Below are 13,778 nucleotides of genomic sequence, written 5' to 3'. Positions count from 1 at the left end.
CGACGGACGCAGGCAGTACGCTGTCCCGACGGCAATCGGGGCCCCGGGCGGCCCCCTGCCCTCCGGGACCCCCGTCACGGCCCCTCTGCGGGCCACGGTCCACAGCACCGGCCCCGGAAGGAACGCCCATGATCCCCCTGCGTTCGCGGTTCTCCGCGCAGCCCCCGGCCACCGGCCTGTACAGCCCCGAGGACGAGCACGACGCGTGCGGCGTCGCCATGATCGCCACCACGCGCCGCACCCCCGGTCACGACATCATCGAGCACGCGCTCACGGCGCTCGAGAACCTCGACCACCGCGGCGCCGTGGGCGCCGAGGAGACCACGGGCGACGGCGCCGGGATCCTCCTGCAGGTGCCCCACCGCTTCCTCTCCGACGTGGCGGCCGAGGCCGGGGCGGAGCTGCCTTCGCCGGGCACCTTCGCCGTCGGCCAGGCCTTCCTCGCCCAGGATCCCGATGCGCGCGCCCTCGAGGTGGAGCGCGTCGAGCGCATCGCCGAGGACGAGGGCCTGCGCGTGATCTTCTGGCGCGACGTGCCCGTGGTCGACGGCCTCGTCGGCCCCAGCGCCCGCGCCGCGCAGCCGCACTTCGCACAGGTGATCCTCGAGGACGCCGCGCACGAGCGCACGGGGCTCGCCCTCGAGCGCGCCTCCTTCGCCGTGCGCCGCCGTGTCGAGCACTCCACGGGCGCCTACTTCGCGAGCCTGTCCACGCGCACCCTCGTCTACAAGGGCATGCTCACCACCACGCAGCTCGGCGAGTTCTACCCCGACCTGCGCGATCCGCGCCTCGAGTCGAGCGTCGCGATCGTCCACTCGCGCTTCTCGACCAACACCTTCCCCGCCTGGCCGCTCGCGCACCCCTTCCGGATGCTCGCCCACAACGGCGAGATCAACACCGTGGTCGGCAACCGCAACCGCCTGCGCGCGGCGGAGGGGCGCCTGGCCTCGCCTCTGTTCGGCGAGGACCTGGGCCGCCTGCTGCCCGTGAACTCGGCCGGCGCCTCGGACTCCGCGAGCCTCGACGAGGCCCTCGAGCTGCTGAACCTCGCGGGCCGCTCCGTGCCCCACGCGATGATGATGCTGGTCCCGGAGCCCTGGGAGAACGACACCTCGATGGACCCCGACCTGCGGGCTTTCTACGAGTTCCACGCGATGCTCCAGGAGCCCTGGGACGGGCCCGCCGCGCTCGTCTTCACCGACGGCGACATTGTTGGCGCGAAGCTCGACCGCAACGGCCTGCGGCCCCTGCGCTACTGGGTGAGCGACGAGGGGCTGGTGGTCCTCGGCTCCGAGGCCGGCATGATCGAGATGGAGCCCGAGCACGTCGCCCGCAAGGGTCGCGTCGCCCCCGGCGAGATGTTCGCCGTCGACCTGGTCGGCGGCCGTGTGCTCACCTCCCACGAGGTCAAGGACGAGGTCGTCGCGAGCAGGCCCTGGCGACGCTGGCTGGCCGAGCAGAAGGTCGACATCGCCGATCTCCCGCAGCGCGAGCCCATTTGGCACTCGCGCTCCTCCGTGGTGCGCCGCCAGCAGACCTTCGGCTACTCCGAGGAGGAGCTGCGCATCCTGCTCGGCCCGATGGCGGCCAAGGGCGCCGAGCCCATCGGGGCGATGGGCACCGATACGCCCACGGCCGTACTCTCCGACCGCCCGCGCCTGCTCTTCGACTACTTCACCCAGCAGTTCGCGCAGGTCACGAACCCGCCGCTCGACTCGATCCGCGAAGCCGTGGTCACCAGCCTGGGCGTCGCGATCGGCGAGTCGCGCAACCTGCTGGACGCGACCGCGCTGCACGCGCGGCAGCTGTCCCTGCCCGCGCCCGTCATCGACAACGAGCAGCTCGCCCGGATCCTCACCATCGACTCCGATCCCGGGACCGCGGACTTCCACACCACCCGCCTGCGCGGCCTCTACCGCGTGAGCGGGGGAGCCTCCGCCCTCGAGGAGCGCATCCAGGAGATCTGCGAGGAGGCGGTGCGCGCGATCGACGACGGCGCGACCTTCCTCGTGCTCTCGGACCGCGACTCCAACGCCGAGCTCGCCCCGGTCCCCTCGCTGCTGCTCACGAGCGCCGTCCAGCACCACCTCATCCGCACCGGCCGACGCACCCGCGCCGCCCTCCTGGTCGAGGCGGGAGACGTGCGCGAGGTCCACCACGTCGCGCTGCTCATCGCCTACGGCGCGAGCGCCGTGAACCCCTATCTCGCCATGGAGAGCGCCGAGGACCTCGTCAGCCGCGGGGTGGTCGGCGACATCAGCGGCGAGCAGGCGGTCGCGAACCTCCTGCAGGCCCTCGCCAAGGGCGTCCTGAAGATCATGTCGAAGATGGGCATCTCGACCGTCGCGTCCTACCGCGGCAGCCAGCTCTTCGAGGCCGTGGGCCTCTCGCGCGAGCTCGTCGAGCGGTTCTTCCCGGGCACCACCAGCCGCATCGACGGCATCGGGCTCGACGTCATCGCCGAGGAGAACGCCTCCCGCCACGCCCTCGCCTACCCGCGCGACGGCCTGCGCAACGCCCACCGCCGCCTCGACGTCGGCGGCGAGTACCAGTGGCGCCGCGAGGGACCGCCGCACCTGTTCACCCCCGAGACGGTGTTCCGGCTCCAGCACTCCACGCGCTCGCGGCAGTACGAGGAGTTCCGCCGCTACACCGAGCTCGTCGACGACCAGTCCACGCAGCTGATGACCCTGCGGGGCCTCATGCGCCTGCGCACGGACGAGGCCTCCCCGGTGCCGCTGGAGGAGGTCGAGCCGGTCTCCTCGATCGTGAAGCGGTTCATGACCGGAGCGATGAGCTACGGCTCGATCTCCCGGGAGGCCCACGAGACCCTCGCGATCGCCATGAACCGCCTGGGCGGCATGTCGAACTCGGGGGAGGGCGGCGAGGAGCCCGACCGCCTCCACGATCCCGAGCGCAACAGCGCCATCAAGCAGATCGCCTCGGGCCGCTTCGGCGTGACCAGCGAGTACCTGACCTTCGCGCGTGACATCCAGATCAAGATGGCGCAGGGTGCGAAGCCCGGCGAGGGCGGCCAGCTCCCGCCGGAGAAGGTCTACCCGTGGATCGCCCGCACCCGGCACTCCACGCCCGGCATCGGCCTCATCTCCCCGCCGCCGCACCACGACATCTACTCGATCGAGGACCTCGCCCAGCTCATCCACGACGCGAAGTCCGCGAACCCCGCGGCCCGCGTGCACGTGAAGCTCGTGTCCCGCTTCGGCGTGGGCACGGTCGCCGCGGGCGTCTCCAAGGCCCACGCCGACGTCGTCCTGGTCTCCGGGCACGACGGCGGGACCGGCGCGAGCCCCCTGAACTCCCTCAAGCACGCGGGCACCCCCTGGGAGCTCGGCCTCGCCGAGACCCAGCAGACCCTGCTGCTCAACGGCCTGCGGGACCGCATCACCGTGCAGGTCGACGGGCAGATGAAGACCGGGCGCGACGTCATCATCGGCGCGCTCCTGGGCGCCGAGGAGTTCGGCTTCGCGACCGCCCCGCTCGTGGTCTCCGGCTGCATCATGATGCGCGTGTGCCACCTGGACACCTGCCCCGTGGGCGTGGCCACCCAGAACCCCGAGCTGCGCGCCCGCTTCACCGGCCAGGCCGACTTCGTGGTCACCTTCTTCGAGTACATCGCCGAGCAGGTCCGCGAGCACCTCGCCTCCCTCGGACTGCGCTCGCTCGACGAGGCCGTCGGCCGCATCGACCTGCTCGACGTCGAGGACGCCCGCCGCCACTTCAAGCAGCAGGGCCTCGACCTCGCGCCGGTGCTCGCCGCCCCCGAGGTCTTCGCGGGCGACCACGTGCGCCGCATGCGCGGTCAGGACCACTCCCTGGAGAAGGCGGCCGACGTCCCCTGGATCGCCGCCGCCGAGCCCGCGCTCGAGCGCGGGGAGGCCGTCGTCATCCGCGATCGCGTCCGCAACGTCCAGCGCACCGTCGGCACCCGGCTGGGCCACGAGGTCACCCGGCGCCACCGTGCCGAGGGGCTGCCCGAGGACACCATCCGCCTCGAGCTCGAGGGCACCGGCGGCCAGTCGCTCGGCGCCTTCCTGCCGCGCGGGATCACGATGGAGCTCACGGGCGACGCCAACGACTACGTCGCCAAGGGCCTCTCCGGCGGCGTGGTCGCGATCGGCCACGGCGAGGGCACCCCGTCGTCCCTGACCTCCGCGACCATCGCCGGCAACACCTGCGGCTACGGCGCCACCAGCGGCAAGCTGTTCCTCGCCGGCGCCGCGGGGGAGCGCTTCGGCGTGCGCAACTCCGGCGCGACGATGGTCGTCGAGGGCATCGGCGACCACGGCGCGGAGTACATGACCGGCGGCGCCGTGGTCATCCTCGGTGCGACCGGCAGGAACCTCGGCGCCGGCATGAGCGGCGGCACCCTGTTCGTCCTCGACCTCGACGAGAGCGACCTCAACCCCGCCGACGCCGCGACCTTCGAGACCACGCCCGTGCGCGAGGACCACCGCGAGTTCGTGCTCGAGGCCGTGCGCGAGCACGCCCGGCGCACCGGCTCCGACCGGGCCCACGCGCTGCTGGCGGACGAGGACGACCTGATCTCGCGCCTCGTCGAGATCGCCCCCCGCGCGTTCCTGCGCGTCACCGAGATCCGAGACCGCGCCCAGGAGGCCGGCATCGACCCCGATTCCCACGAGGTGTGGAACGAGATCCTGGAGGGTTCCCATGGCTGATCCCCGCGGCTTCCTGAAGACCCGCGACCGCGAGCTGCCCACGCGTCGTCCCGTGCCCCTGCGCCTCATGGACTGGCGCGAGGTCTACGAGTCCCGCGAGCAGGGACGACTCGGCGTCGTCTCCCGCCAGGCGGGCCGCTGCATGGACTGCGGCATCGCCTTCTGCCATCAGGGCTGCCCGCTGGGCAACCTGATCCCCGAGTGGAACGAGCTGGTCTACCGCGAGGACTGGCGGGACGCCTCCGAGCGCCTGCACGCGACCAACAACTTCCCCGAGTTCACCGGACGCGCCTGCCCCGCCCCCTGCGAGTCCAGCTGCGTGCTCGGCATCAACCAGCCGCCCGTGACCATCAAGAACATCGAGGTCTCGATCATCGATCGCGCCTTCGACGAGGGCTGGGTGACGCCCCAGGAGCCCGAGCGCCAGACCGGCCGCTCGGTCGCCGTCGTCGGCTCCGGGCCCGCGGGGCTCGCCGCCGCCCAGCAGCTCACGCGCGCCGGCCACTCCGTGGTCGTCCTCGAGCGCGACGACCGCATCGGCGGACTGCTGCGCTACGGCATCCCCGAGTTCAAGCTCGAGAAGCGCCACGTGGACCGCCGTCTCGAGCAGATGCGCGCCGAGGGCACCCGCTTCCGCACCGGAGTGGACGTGGGCGGCGACGGCGAGGGCGCGATCAGCATGGAGCAGCTGCGCCGCCGCTTCGACGCCGTGGTGCTCGCGACCGGTTCGCAGATCCCGCGCGAGCTGCCCGTTCCCGGGCGCGAGGCCGCCGGCATCCACCCCGCCATGGAGTACCTCACCCAGGCGAACCGCCGGGTCGAGGGCGACGAGGTCGCCGACCAGATCAGCGCCGAGGGCAAGGACGTCATCGTCATCGGCGGCGGCGACACCGGCGCCGACTGCCTGGGCACCGCCCTGCGCCAGGGCGCCCGCTCCGTCACCACGCTCGCGATCGGCTACCAGCCGCCCACCGAGCGCGACGAGGCCCATCCCTGGCCCACGCATCCCGTGCTCTTCGAGGTCACCGGCTCCCACGAGGAGGGGGGCGAGCGCAGCTACCTCGCCTCGACGACCGGCTTCGAGGTCGGCGAGGACGGCGCGGTCACCGGCATCCGGGTGGCGCGCACGAGCGTCGAGGACGGCCGCCGCGTCCCCACGCCGGGCACCGAGAAGGTGCTGCCCGCCCAGCTCGTGCTGATCGCGATGGGCTTCACCGGGCCGCGCCGCGAGGGCGCGCTCGAGGAGGCCGACGTCGCCCTCGACGAGCGCGGCAGCATCGTGCACGACGAGTCCTGGCGCACGAGCGCCGAGGGCGTGTTCACCGCGGGCGACTGCGCCCGCGGGCAGAGCCTCATCGTCTGGGCGATCGCCGAGGGGCGCTCGTGCGCGGCCGCCGTCGACGCCCACCTGATGGGATCCACGGCCCTCCCGCAGCCGGTCGAGCCCCACGCCCGGGCCCTGTCCGTCTGACCCGGAGGCGGTCGGCGGTCGCGCTCAGCCGGGTCGTTCGTCCACGCTCCGACCGCTGGCCGGTCGCACCGCCCGACTCCGCCGCGCGGACAGTACACTGGACGGCGACGGATCACAGCGGTGCGACCCGTGGCAGCGCGTTGCCCGGATGCACCCCGCTGCGACGGGGATGCGCGCCCCCACTTACCTCCGATAGATGGGTTGACATGCGAAAAGCCAAGATCGTCTGCACACTGGGCCCGGCGACGAGCTCGTATGAGCAGATCCGCACGCTGATCGACGCCGGGATGAACGTGGCCAGGATGAACCTGAGCCACGGCACCCACGACGACCACGAGAAGGTCTACGCGAACATCCGCCGCGCGGCCGATGACCTGGGGCGCAACGTCGCGGTCCTCGTCGACCTCCAGGGACCCAAGATCCGGCTCGGGAACTTCGCGGACGGCCCTCATCGTCTCGAGGTGGGCGACGAGTTCACCATCACCACCGAGGACGTCGAGGGCACCAAGGAGCGCGTCTCCACGACCTTCAAGGGCCTGCCCGGCGACTGCCGTCCCGGCGACGTGCTCCTGATCGACGACGGCAAGGTGTCGGTGCGCGTGACCGACGTGTCCGACACCGAGGTGCGCACCGTCGTCGAGGTCCCCGGGCCCGTCTCGAACCACAAGGGCATCAATCTGCCCGGTGTCGCGGTCTCGGTTCCCGCCATGAGCGAGAAGGACATCGACGACCTGCGCTGGGGTCTGAACCTCGGCGCCGATCTGATCGCCCTGTCCTTCGTGCGCGACGCGCACGACATGGACGACGTCCTGCGGATCATGCAGGAGGAGGGGCGCCGCGTCCCGGTCATCGCCAAGATCGAGAAGCCCCAGGCCGTGCGCGCCCTGCGCGCGATCGTCGGCGCCTTCGACGGCATCATGGTCGCCCGCGGCGACCTCGGCGTCGAGCTGCCTCTCGAGCAGGTCCCGCTCGTGCAGAAGCGCGCGATCGAGCTGGCCCGCCGCAACGCCAAGCCCGTCATCGTGGCCACCCAGGTGCTCGAGTCGATGATCGAGAGCCCGCGCCCCACCCGCGCCGAGGCCTCCGACTGCGCCAACGCCATCCTCGACGGCGCCGACGCGGTCATGCTCTCGGGCGAGACCAGCGTGGGCAAGTACCCCTTCGAGGCCGTGCGCACCATGGCGCGCATCGTCACCAACACGGAGGAGAACGGTGCGGACCGCATCCTCCCGCTGGGCACCATCCCGCACACCCGCGGCGGCGCCATCACCCGCGCGGCGGCGGAGATCGGCGGCCAGCTCTCCGCCCAGTACCTGGTGACCTTCACCGAGTCGGGGGACACCGCGCGCCGCCTCGCGCGCCTGCGCCCGTCGATCCCCCTGCTCGCCCTCACCCCGTACGAGCACGTGCGTCACCAGCTCGCGCTCTCGTGGGGCATCGAGGCGCACCTCGTGCCGATGCAGAAGAACACGGACGAGATGGTCCTCGTCGTCGACGAGCTGCTGCGCGAGCACAAGGGCCTGCAGAAGAACGACCTGGTGATCGTCGCCGCCGGTTCGCCCCCCGGTGTCCACGGCTCGACGAACACCCTGCGCGTGCACCGCATCGGCGACCTCGACGGCACCGAGTCCGCGCGGATCGAGGCCGACCGCATCGCCGCCGGCACCCAGGAGTCCTGAGCCCCTGCCCGGAGCCCCGGAGGCGCATCCGTCGCGCTGCACGAAGGGCCCCGTTCCGGATCCGAGCATCGGATCCGGGGCGGGGCCCTTCGTGCGTCCTCGTGTACCGGGTGCGGGACTCGAACCCGCACGCCCTTGCGGACAGCGCATTTTGAGTGCGCCGCGTCTACCATTCCGCCAACCCGGCGCGTCCGCGGGGGAGAGGGGTGCGGGAGCTCCCGTGACCCTGCTCGCCGTGCGGACCCGCGTGATCGCTCACGACGGGCCCTCGCGGGACAGCTGGTCTAGGATAACGCGTGTGCGACGCGCGCCGAGCGGGCGTCGCGACCTCATGCATCAGCGCCCCGGCCAGCACCGGAGCGAGCCACAGGAAGTGAGCGCGTACCCCATGAACGATGTCACCCCCGACGAGGTCCCCCTCGATCTCGATGCCAAGGCTCCCGAGGAGGAGGCCCCTGCGAAGGGCCGTCGCACCGCCGTCGTCGCGGAGGACGAGAGCCTGATCCGGATGGACATCGTCGAGACCCTCACCGAGGCCGGCTTCGACGTCGTCGCCGCCGTGGGCGACGGTGTGAGCGCCGTCGAGAAGACCCGCGAGCTGCGCCCCGACATCGTCGTGCTCGACGTGAAGATGCCCAAGGCCGACGGCGTCACCGCCGCCGAGAAGATCGGCGAGGACAGCCTCGCGCCGGTCGTCATGCTCACCGCCTTCTCGCAGGGCGAGCTCGTCGAGCGGGCCCGCGACGCGGGCGCCATGGCGTACGTCGTCAAGCCCTTCACCGCGGCCGATCTGCTGCCGGCGATCGAGATCGCGATCTCCCGCCACGCCCAGATCGTCGAGCTCGAGAACGAGATCGAGGACCTCGGCGAGCGCTTCGAGACCCGCAAGCGCGTGGACCGCGCGAAGGGCCTCCTGCAGACCAACATGGGACTGAGCGAGCCCGAGGCCTTCCGCTGGATCCAGAAGACGTCCATGGACCGTCGTCTGACCATGCGCGAGGTGGCCGACGCGGTCGTCGATCAGCTCGGCGGGCGCGGAAAGGACTGACGAGGACCCCACGGCCCGCCGTCCGCGGCGGACCGTGGACCCTCCGCTCGCCCACGACCCCGCAGCCCGAGTCGCGAGAGAGGCCGCCGCATGAGCATCTCCCGGCGCGCTCTCGCGCGCTCGCTCGTCGCCGGCGCCCTCGGCACCAGCGCGCTCGCGGGCTGCAGGATCGGACCCCTGGGGCGGGACGACCCGACGACGCCCGCCGCGGGCGAGCTCTCGGAGTCCGTGCCGGACGAGCCCCTGCGCATCGGCGCGATCCTCACCACCGCCGGCCCCGTCGGCCAGGCGCATCCGCAGGTCATCGCCGCGATCAGTCAGGCCATGCGCGAGATCAACTACGACGGCGGCGTCTTCGGGCGTGAGGTCGAGCTGCTCGAGCCGCGCATCGTCGAATCCGCCGACGACGACCTCGGTGCGATCGCCGAGGAGCTCGCCGCGGACAGGGCCTCCGCCCTCGTCCTCTCGGTGGACGACGCCCAGCTCGTCGAGCACCTCGAGGCGATCGCCGACACCGGGATGGCGCTCGTCTCGCCGACCTCCACCTCCACGCGCGTGCGCTCGGGCGCCGCCGGGTCCGGTCTGCTGACCCGGCTGGCGCCGACGCAGGAGGCGATCGCGCGCCACCTCGTGGAGGAGTCCGTGGGCCTCCATCCCCAGAAGGGCGGCGCACCGGGGACGATCGCCTTCCTCGGCACGGAGGACGAGGCGTCGGAGAACCTCCGTGACCAGCTCACCACCCAGGGGCGGCCCCACGGCGCGAAGCTCGTGCTCGAGGAGACCTACCCCTTCGGGAAGCTCGGGGACGCGAAGGCATGGGCGAAGAGGATCGCGAAGGCGAAGCCCGCGATGCTGGTGCTGACGGGCGGCGAGGAGACCGGGACCCTGCTGGGCGCCCTCCACGACGAGCTCGCCGACGACGACGGCCGGCCCCGCTTCGACATCGCCGTGCGGCTCCCCGGCCTCGGTGCTCGCGATCACGCCGGCGAGCATCTGCCGCAGGAGACGCTGAAGGGCGCCCAGGCGATCCAGGCCGGGGGAGCGGTGTCCGAGACCTTCCGCCTGATGATGCTCAACGCCGACTCGGACCTGGTCGAGCTCGGCCCGCCCGCCATGGGTGCGGCCACGCAGTCCTACGACGCGGTGGCGCTCCTCTGCCTCGCAGCCGAGCAGGCGCTCTCCCTGGAGGGGACGACGATCGCCGGCGCCATCCCGGATCTGCTCGTCGGGAAGACGGAGTGCGCCGACGTCGGCGAGTGCGTCGACCAGCTGCGCTCGAGCCTGCAGTACGACGAGACCGCCTCGATCGCCTATGCGCTCGCGACCGGAGATCTCGCCCTCGGCAAGGACGGCGACCCCGTGTCCGGCGCGCTGCGCACCTTCACCTTCGACGAGGACGGCGCGATCTCCGCGCCCGACCCCGCGACCTTCGACCTCTCCGGGTAGGCGAGGATCCGAGCAGACGGGGCCGGGCCCGCCGTCGGAGCTCAGCCCCGGGGCGGCAGGAGCATGGTCGAGACCTGGATCGTGGACAGCAGGCGCTCCTGCTCGTCGACGACCTCGACGAGGTACGAGGCGACCTGCCGACCCAGGTGCTGTGCCCGGCAGTGCGCGGTGACGACCCCGCTGCGTCCCGAGCGGTGATGCGTGGCGGAGATCGAGGTGCCCACCGCCAGAGCATCGTCGCCGTGGACGGCGCGCGCCTGCAGCAGCGCGGCCATCGAGCCGATGGTCTCGGCCAGGGCGATCGTCGCGCCGCCGTGGAGGAGACCGGCGGGCTGCAGGTTTCCCTCGACGGGCATCGTCATCTCCCCGCCCTCGGGCCCCAGACGCACGCAGCGCATGCCCATGCTCTCGCTGAGCGTGCCGCGCAGCGCCCCCGCGGCGAGCGCGGCGGCGGACTGATCGGCGGCGGGTGTCTCGTGGGGATCCGTGGAGGTCATGGAGCCAGAGTGCCACAGCGCCGCGCGCGTCCGGGGGCGCCCCGTGCGAGACTTGACCCATGACCTCGAGCGAGCATCCCGGCAGCGACCAGGCCCCCGTCCGCCTCCTCCTCATCGACGGCCACGCGATGGCGTTCCGCGCCTTCTTCGCGCTGCCCGCGGACGGCTTCACCGACGGACGCGGCCAGTCCACGAACGCCGTCTACGGCTTCGCGCGGATGCTGTTCAACGTGGTCGCCTCCGAGCGGCCCACCCATGTCGCCGTCGCCTTCGACATGGCCGGCGGCACCTTCCGCGATCGCATCTACGACCAGTACAAGGCCGGTCGCGACGAGACCCCCGCGCAGTTCATCGGGCAGATCGCTCTGATCCAGAAGACGCTCGACGCCCTCGGCGTGACCTGGCTCGAGGTGCCCGACTTCGAGGCCGACGACATCATCGCGACCCTCGCGACCCGCATGCGCAGTCGCACGCAGGAGGCGCTGATCGTCTCCAGCGATCGCGACGCGATCCAGCTCGTCGGCCCCGGGGTCACCCTGCTCCAGCCCGTCAAGGGCGTCACCGAGATGCGGCGCATGGACCCCGCCGCCGTCGAGGAGAAGTACCAGGTCGCCCCCGAGCACTATCCGGACCTCGCGGCGCTCGTGGGCGAGAGCGCCGACAACCTCCCGGGCGTGCCCGGCGTCGGCCCCAAGACCGCCGCCAAGTGGATCGGGAAGTACGGCGACCTCGAGAGCCTCCTGGAGCACGCGGAGGACATCACGGGCAAGGCCGGCCAGTCCCTGCGCGACCACGTCGAGGATGTGCGCCGCAACCGGGTGATGAACGCCGCCGTCACCGATCTCGAGCTGCCGGACGACGAGGTGGCCTACACGCTGGGCCGCGGCGACCGCGCCGCCGTCCACGCGGTCTTCGACGACCTCGCCTTCGGAGCGACCATCCGCCGCGACCTCCCCGCCGTCTTCCTCCCCGAGGGGGAGGACGGGGCCGCCCCGACGACCGACGAGCAGGCGGCCGAGCTGCCCGAGATCACCCGCCCCGAGGGGACGGAGCTCGCGGCGGCGCTCGGCGGGCCGTTCGCGGGCGGTGCGGCCCTCGGGATCGACGGCACCTGGGAGCTCGGGCTGGGGGAGGCCCGCCGCCTCGCCCTGTCGACCGAGTCCGATCTGGCCGTCATCGATCTCGAGCGGCTCGACGCGGACGGCGAGCAGGCCCTCGCGGCCTGGCTCTCCGACCCCTCGATCCGCAAGGACGCGCACGACGCGAAGCTCGCCGTGCACGAGCTGTCCGCCCGCGGGCTCGACGTCGAGGGCTGGGGCACCGATCTCTCCCTCGCCGAGTTCCTGTGCCGGCCCGACCAGCGGCCGACGGACCTCGCGGGCCTGGTCATGCGGCACCTGCAGGAGGAGCTCGAGGCCGAGCAGGCAGCGCCCCAGCAGACCCTCGACCTCGAGGGGGACGACGGCGCCGCGGACGAGAGCCTCGCCCGCGCGGCCGACGCCGTGCGCCGGCTCGTCCCGCTGCTGCGCAAGGACCTCGAGGAGCATGAGGCGAGCGCCCTCCACGACGATCTCGAGCTGCCGCTCGCGACCGTCCTCGGGGAGATGGAGGCCGTGGGCATCCAGGTCGAGGACGAGGTGCTCGCGGATCTCGACGCCGAACACGAGCGCCGGCAGACCGAGGTCGCCGAGGCCGCGTTCTCCGAGATCGACGGGGAGCGCATCAACCTGGGCTCGCCCAAGCAGCTCCAGGAGGTCCTCTACGAGAAGCTGGGCATGCCCAAGGGCCGCCGCACGAAGACGGGCTACAGCACCAACGCCGAGACCCTCACGGACCTCTTCGAGAAGACCCAGCACCCCTTCCTCGCGCATCTGCTCGCCCACCGCGACGTCACCAAGATGCGGCAGATCATCGAGACCCTGCGGCGGTTCATCGCCGAGGACGGCCGCATCCACACGACCTTCCACCAGAACATCGCCGCGACCGGCCGGCTCTCCTCGAACAACCCGAACCTGCAGAACATCCCCATGCGCACCGAGGAGGGGCGGCGGATCCGCAGCGCCTTCGTGGTCTCCGAGGGATACGAGCAGCTGCTCACCGCCGACTACTCGCAGATCGAGATGCGGATCATGGCGCACCTCTCCGAGGACGAGGGCCTCATCGAGGCCTTCCGCTCGGGCGAGGACCTGCACCGCTTCGTCGCCTCCCGCGTCTTCGACGTCGCCCCCGAGGACGTGAGCGCGGCGATGCGCTCGAAGACCAAGGCCGTCAGCTACGGGCTCGCCTACGGGCTCAGCGCCTTCGGCCTCGCTCGCCAGCTGCACATCTCCCAGTCGGAGGCCACCGGTCTGCGCGACGGGTACTTCGAGCGCTTCGGCGGCGTGCGCGACTTCCTGCGCGAGAGCGTCGAGCAGGCGAGGAGCACCGGGTACACCGAGACCATCCTGGGGCGTCGGCGCTACCTCCCGGATCTCACCAGCGACAACCGCCAGCGGCGCGAGAACGCCGAGCGCGTCGCCCTGAACTCCCCGATCCAGGGGAGCGCGGCAGACATCATCAAGCTCGCCATGCTGCGCGTCGCGGCGGACCTGCAGGAGGCCGGGCTGCGCAGCCGGGTCCTGCTCCAGGTCCACGACGAGCTCGTCCTCGAGATCGCCCCGGGCGAGCTCGAGCAGGTGCGGGACCTCGTCGTCACCGGGATGGGCGACGCCTACGAGATCTCGGTGCCCCTGGAGGTCGGCGTCGGCGTCGGACGCACCTGGCTCGACGCCGCGCACTGAGCCGACGCCCGGCTGGATCCGGCGCGATCCGGCTCGATCCGGCGGGGCCGGTCTCGATCCGGCCCGATCCGGCTCGTCGCGAACCCGCCGGGCGTCGCGCAGACCACTCCCGTCGGCCCGGATCGCGGGTCGCGCCCGAGGCCGCGTGCTGGTACTCTGG

General features: G+C 72.3%; 7 protein-coding genes and 1 tRNA gene. 6 read left to right on the top strand and 2 right to left on the bottom strand.

Features of this window, described 5'->3' with window-relative positions:
• Positions 1–128: 128 nt before the first annotated feature.
• The 3 genes from gltB to pyk all read left to right on the top strand — a co-directional run bounded on the left by gltB (position 129) and on the right by pyk (position 7,847).
• Positions 129–4,697, top strand: coding sequence for a glutamate synthase large subunit (gene gltB, locus FHG10_RS09405; RefSeq protein WP_152353044.1), 4,569 nt, complete (start codon positions 129–131; stop codon positions 4,695–4,697).
• Positions 4,690–6,168, top strand: coding sequence for a glutamate synthase subunit beta (locus FHG10_RS09400; RefSeq protein WP_152353043.1), 1,479 nt, complete (start codon positions 4,690–4,692; stop codon positions 6,166–6,168). The genes gltB and FHG10_RS09400 overlap by 8 nt, the downstream gene beginning before the upstream one ends.
• Positions 6,169–6,374: 206 nt before the next feature.
• Positions 6,375–7,847: a pyruvate kinase gene (gene pyk, locus FHG10_RS09395; protein ID WP_152353042.1), complete on the top strand. Its 1,473-nt coding sequence runs from the start codon at positions 6,375–6,377 to the stop codon at positions 7,845–7,847.
• A gap of 104 nt (positions 7,848–7,951) precedes the next feature.
• On the opposite strand, the gene FHG10_RS09390 is transcribed toward pyk, so the two are convergent.
• Positions 7,952–8,034, bottom strand: a tRNA-Leu gene (locus FHG10_RS09390).
• A 201-nt stretch (positions 8,035–8,235) separates the two neighbouring features.
• On the opposite strand from FHG10_RS09390, the gene FHG10_RS09385 reads away from it, so the two are divergent.
• Together FHG10_RS09385 and FHG10_RS09380 are read left to right on the top strand one after the other, a co-directional pair.
• Complete coding sequence (locus FHG10_RS09385) at positions 8,236–8,895, top strand: ANTAR domain-containing response regulator (RefSeq protein ID WP_193636249.1); 660 nt, start codon at positions 8,236–8,238, stop codon at positions 8,893–8,895.
• 90 nt (positions 8,896–8,985) lie between these two features.
• Positions 8,986–10,341 (top strand): ABC transporter substrate-binding protein, encoded by a 1,356-nt coding sequence (locus tag FHG10_RS09380; protein ID WP_152353040.1) that lies wholly within the window; start codon positions 8,986–8,988, stop codon positions 10,339–10,341.
• Between the two features lie 41 nt (positions 10,342–10,382).
• On the opposite strand, the gene FHG10_RS09375 is transcribed toward FHG10_RS09380, so the two are convergent.
• Positions 10,383–10,838 (bottom strand): hotdog fold thioesterase, encoded by a 456-nt coding sequence (locus FHG10_RS09375; RefSeq protein ID WP_152353039.1) that lies wholly within the window; start codon positions 10,836–10,838, stop codon positions 10,383–10,385.
• A gap of 59 nt (positions 10,839–10,897) precedes the next feature.
• On the opposite strand from FHG10_RS09375, the gene polA reads away from it, so the two are divergent.
• Positions 10,898–13,618 (top strand): DNA polymerase I, encoded by a 2,721-nt coding sequence (polA, locus tag FHG10_RS09370; protein WP_152353038.1) that lies wholly within the window; start codon positions 10,898–10,900, stop codon positions 13,616–13,618.
• Positions 13,619–13,778 lie beyond the last annotated feature (160 nt).

Origin of the sequence: Brachybacterium subflavum, from assembly GCF_009299795.1 — a bacterium.
GTDB classification, from domain to species: domain Bacteria; phylum Actinomycetota; class Actinomycetes; order Actinomycetales; family Dermabacteraceae; genus Brachybacterium; species Brachybacterium subflavum.
The sequence above is the reverse complement of the archived record's forward strand: the minus strand, read 5'-3'. Positions and strand labels throughout refer to the sequence as shown.